At 68.3% G+C, this 4,772-nt stretch carries 4 protein-coding genes; all 4 read right to left on the reverse strand.

From position 1 onward, the window contains the following. Positions 1 to 87: 87 nt before the first annotated feature. A complete protein-coding gene (locus ENN83_RS13565; RefSeq protein ID WP_287187790.1) occupies positions 88 to 2,634 on the reverse strand; it encodes a dihydroxy-acid dehydratase in 2,547 nt (848 codons plus the stop codon). Next, complete coding sequence (locus tag ENN83_RS13570; RefSeq protein WP_287187791.1) at positions 2,601 to 3,281, reverse strand: hypothetical protein; 681 nt, start codon at positions 3,279 to 3,281, stop codon at positions 2,601 to 2,603. The genes ENN83_RS13565 and ENN83_RS13570 overlap by 34 nt, the downstream gene beginning before the upstream one ends. 36 nt (positions 3,282 to 3,317) lie before the next feature. Beyond that, positions 3,318 to 3,740 carry a thiamine pyrophosphate-binding protein gene (locus ENN83_RS13575; RefSeq protein WP_287187793.1) on the reverse strand — a complete coding sequence of 141 codons (423 nt, stop codon included), beginning with the start codon at positions 3,738 to 3,740 and terminating at the stop codon, positions 3,318 to 3,320. Positions 3,741 to 3,847: 107 nt separating this feature from the next. After that, the coding region (locus ENN83_RS13580; RefSeq protein ID WP_287187795.1) for a tripartite tricarboxylate transporter permease at positions 3,848 to 4,772 on the reverse strand (925 nt) is incomplete at its 5' end.

Genomic DNA, 4,772 nt, shown 5'->3' on the forward strand with positions numbered 1-4,772 from the left:
AAGGCCCCCTTTGGCACAACGTCGCAGTTCCGGCCCAAACCCCCGCCGGATGCCCCGGCACGGACCGGGCCGTGTCCCTTCGGCAACTCAGCCCTCCGGCACGGGTTTCAGAAAGCCGAAATCGCATCCTTCGTCGGCCTGCAGGACATGCTCGGCGTAAAGCCGGTCATGGCCGCGACGTAGCTCGGGTGGCACGATGTCCGGAGTCCATTCGGCCCGGCGGCGGTCAAGCCCGGCCGCGTCCACCAGCAGTTCGATCCGCTTCCCGGCCACCGACAGCCTGATCCGGTCGCCGGTGCGCACCAACGCGAGCGGCCCGCCGATCGCCGCCTCGGGCGCGACATGCGGCACGATCATGCCGAAGGCGGTGCCCGACATCCGCGCGTCCGAGATGCGGATCATGTCCTTGACGCCCTTCGGGGACAGTTTCTTCGGGATCGGCAGATAGCCCGCCTCGGGCATGCCCGACGCGCTCTTGGACCCGGCGTTCTGCAAGACCATGATGTCGTCCGGGGCGATGTCGAGGTCGGGATCGTCCACCCGCGCGGCGAGATCGGCAAGCGAGGAAAAGACAACCGCCCTGCCCTCATGCTCGAACAGCGTCTTGTCGGCGGCCGAGCGTTTCAGGATCGCGCCGCGCGGGACGAAGTTGCCGAACAGCGCGACGAGGCCGCACTGGGGTTCCACCGGCGCGTCGGCCGAGGCGATCACGTTGCGGTCGACGAAACCGGGATCCTTTTCCAGCCGGTCGCCCAGCGTTTCGCCGGTGACGGTCAGCGTGTCGAGATGCAGCAAGGGTTTCAGTTCCCGCAGAACGGCGCCGACCCCGCCCGCGAAGAAGAAATCCTCCATGTAGTGGTTGCCGACGGGTTTCAGGTTCACCAACACCGGGGTTTCGTCGGAAAGTTCGTTGAGCCGGGACAGCGGAATGTCGATGCCCAGCCGCCCCGCGACCGCCGTCAGGTGGATGATCGCGTTGGTGGACCCGCTCAGCGCCAGCAACACCCGCAGCGCGTTCTCGACCGACCTTTCGGTGAAGATCTGGCTCGGCCGGATCGGGGCGTCGATCATCCGCGCGGCGGCAAGCCCTGACGCCTCGGCCGTGCGCAGGCAGTCGGCATGGACGGCGCGAATGGCCGCGGTTACGGGCAGCGCCATGCCAAGCGTCTCGGCGATGCAGGCCATGGTCGAGGCCGTGCCCATCACCGCGCAGGTGCCCGCGGTGGTGGCCAGCCGCCTCTCGATCTCGTTGATTTCCTCGATCGAGATCTCGCCCGCGCGGTATTTCCCCCAGAAGCGGCGGCAATCGGTGCAGACACCCAACCGTTCGATGCCATAGCGCGAGGTCATTACCGGCCCCGCCACCAGCGGCACCGCCGGCAGGTCGGCCGAGGCCGCGCCCATCAGTTGTGCGGGCACGGTCTTGTCGCAGCCGCCCACCAGCACCACGGCATCCATCGGCTGGGCGCGGATCATTTCCTCGGTGTCCATCGCCATGAGGTCGCGGAATTTCAGCGAGGTGGGGTTCAGGAACACCTCTCCCAGCGAGATCGTCGGAAACTCGATGGGCAACCCGCCGCCCAGCAGGACGCCGCGCCTGACCGCCTCGATCAGTTCGGGGAAATGCCGGTGGCAGTTGTTGAAGCTCGACGCGCTGTTGGCGATCCCGACGATGGGTTGCTTCAGCACCTCGCGGGAATAGCCCATCGAGGCCGCGAAGGAATTGCGCAGGTAGACCGGGAAATCCCGGTCGCCGTAATTCGTCAGCCCGCGCCAAGGGCGGCGGCGATCTTGCGCGCGGGCAGCAGCACGGGGAAGTTCCAGGCGCTGAAGGCGGCGACCACGCCCGCGGGCTGATGCAGCACGGCCATGCGGGCATCGGGTATGCGCGCCTCGATGATCTGGCCGTAGATGCGCCTGGTCTCCTCGGCATACTATTCGAACTGGGCGGCGGCGGCGCCTGTCTCGCCCCTGGCCTCGGCCAGCGGCTTGCCGGTTTCCAGCAACATGAGCGTGGCGATCTCGTCCACGCGGGCGCGGATCAGGTCCGCCGCGCGGCGCAGGATCGCGCCCGTTGTAGACGGGGATATGGACCAGCGAGAGGCCGTCTTGTCTGTGAGCCTCGGCCAGCGCGGCGTCAAGTTCCGCGATGGAGTGGCCGCTGTAAGGCGCCTTTACCCCCTCGACGGTCGCGGCCATCAGGACGTAATCCACCTCCACGCTGTCATTCGTGGCGAATTCCACCCCGTATTGCGCGTATTGCAGGCCGGTGATCGCGGCCATCCGGCGGTTGTCGAACAGAGCGATCATGCCCTTCACGCGATGTTCCACCGCGTCGATCAGCACCTGCGGGTTCATCAAGAAGGACCCGTCGCCGGTAAACGCGATGGCGTATTTCGGATCGCGCACCCCGGCTGCGCCCAGCAGCGCCGAGACTGCGAAGCCCGTGTAGAAGGGGCCGGTCTCGGTGAAGGTCTGGCCCGGCGCGTCGTCCTCGACGATCTCGAAGCCGTTGGCCTGCACGTCGCCCGCATCGAAGAACTTGATCGCGCCATGGGCCTTGGCAAAGCGGGCGACCGCGCCGATGGCGGCGGGCTGGGTCAGGCAGTCGCGCCCGAAGGCCGCATCGTGCATCGGGCGCGCGAACAGGCGGCTGGCCTTGAAGGCGGCCCACTCGGCCTTTTCTTCGCGGCGCAGGCGGCCAGCCAGTCGGGGCGGTCGGCCCATTCGGTCGCGGCGATAAGGCGGTCGGCCACTGCACCCGCGTCGCCGGGCAGGCAGACGGTGTTCGCGTAATGCGAAACGTCGTCCAGATCGCCGTTGATGTTGAGGACGGCGCGCGCCCCGGGATAGCCCACGCCCGAGCAGTCGGCCTGGCAGACGCCCCGCGAGCCGGCAAAGATCACCAGATCGGCCTCTTCCATCGCGAAATTACCGCTGATCGAGCCCTTGGAGCCGCCCACATGCATGTTCTGCGGATGCGCGTCGGGCAACACGCCGGCGGAGCCGGGCGAGAGGACCACCGCCGCACCCGGATGCTCGGCCAGACGCCTTGTCGCGGCGGGCGCGCCGCGGGTGCCGCCGCCGGCCTTGATGACCGGACGCTCGGCCCGGGCCAGCAGGTCACGGGCGCGTTCGAACACGCCGCTTTCCGCCGCTGGGGCCATCCGGGGCACGTCCAGACGGCCGGGCAGCGTGGTGAGGTTGATTTCGGCCGCCTGCGGCTGGGTGTTGATCGGCAGCAGGATGTAGAACGGCCCGGCCTTCACCGGGTGATGCACGCAGGACGTGCCCCGGCGCAGGCATTCGCACAGCGCCTAGGGCGTGTGCAGCGTGCAGGACTGGCCCATCAGCGCGGTGATCCGGCCGAACATGCCCTGTTCGGGCTTGGGGACCTGCTGCATGTTGTAGCCCTCGCCCCGTGTCGTCTCGTCGCCGTAGATGTGGTAGACACCAACCCCGTTCGAGGCGGCGGCCAGCGAACCCGCCATCGCCTGCAAGGCGCCGGGTCCGATCGAGGTCACCACAGCGGGCGTCTCGCCATGGACCCAGGCGCGCGCAGTCGCGGCATGGGCCATCTTGACCTCGTTGCGGCAGTGGATCACGCTCGCGTGCCCCTCCTCGGCATAGACCCGCAGCACGTTGACCAGATCGGTCGAGCCGTGGCCGAAGATCGCGAAGAAGGTCCGCACCCCCTGCCGCAAGAGCCCCAGCACCAGCCCTTCGGACAGCGTTAGCATCGCGCGCGGGCAGACGGCCCGCCGCCAGCGCCTGGGCGACGCCCCCGGAATCGGCCAGCGCGCGGGCACGCCCGCGCATCTGGGCCTCAAGGGGCGTATCGGGCCGATCATTCGGATGAGGTGACTGAAGCACGTCTCTTCTCCTCCGTTCTGCGGGCGGACAACGTGGCGCGGATGGAGCACAGCAGTTGCGCGCCGACGACCAGCGCGGCGAGGCCCGGGAACACGGCGCCCGGGACGGACGCGACGAATACGGACGGGTCGCCCTCGGACAGGATCATCGCGGTGCGGAAATCGCGCTCGATGGCCGGGCCAAAGACAAGCCCCAGGATGATCGGCGTCAACGGAATGCCGACGCGCATCAGCCCGTAGGCCATGCCCCCCGGCACCGCCACCGACACCATGTCGAAGACCGAGTTGCGGATCGCGAAGGCGCCGTAGGCGCACATGACGATGACCGCCACCGCCAGCAGATGCGCAGGCACGCGCAGCACCTGCACGAAGAAGCGGATGCCCAGAAGCTGGATCGCGACGACGGCGACATAGGCCACGATGATGGCGATGTAGATCTGGCAGACCTCGCCCGGGTTCTGGATGAACAGCATCGGACGCGGGATCAGCCCGTGGATCAACAGCCCCGACAACAGGATCGCAGTCGCCGGATCGCCCGGGATGCCCAACGAAAGCAGCGGGATCATCGCGCCCCCCGTCACCGCGTTGTTGGCCGTCGCGGAGGCCACCACGCCCGCCATCTCGCCCTTGCCGAAGCGTTCGGGGCGTTTCGAGGATTTCCGCGCATGGGCATAGGCCAGGAACGCCGCGATCGGCCCGCCGGCGCCGGGGATCGCCCCGATCCCGGTGCCCAGCAGCGCACAGCGCAGCATCAGCCAGAAGTCACGCAGGATATCGCGGATCGTGGGCAGTTCGGCGCGGACATCGGCCACCTCCTGCGGCTTTTGCTCGCCCGCGTAATGCTGCACGAAGGCGTCGATCACATGCGGCACCGCGAAGCGCGCGATCATCGCCACCAGC

Origin of the sequence: Rhodovulum sp., from assembly GCF_011048875.1 — a bacterium.
In the GTDB taxonomy this organism is placed as follows: Bacteria; Pseudomonadota; Alphaproteobacteria; order Rhodobacterales; family Rhodobacteraceae; genus Rhodovulum; species Rhodovulum tesquicola.

Bases quoted from the DNA above. Each gene is read 5' to 3' on its own strand.
- ENN83_RS13565 (WP_287187790.1), bottom strand. From the start codon at position 2,634: ATGCACGATGCGGCCTTCGGGCGCGACTGCCTGACCCAGCCCGCCGCC.
- ENN83_RS13575 (WP_287187793.1), bottom strand. From the start codon at position 3,740: ATGCTAACGCTGTCCGAAGGGCTGGTGCTGGGGCTCTTGCGGCAGGGG.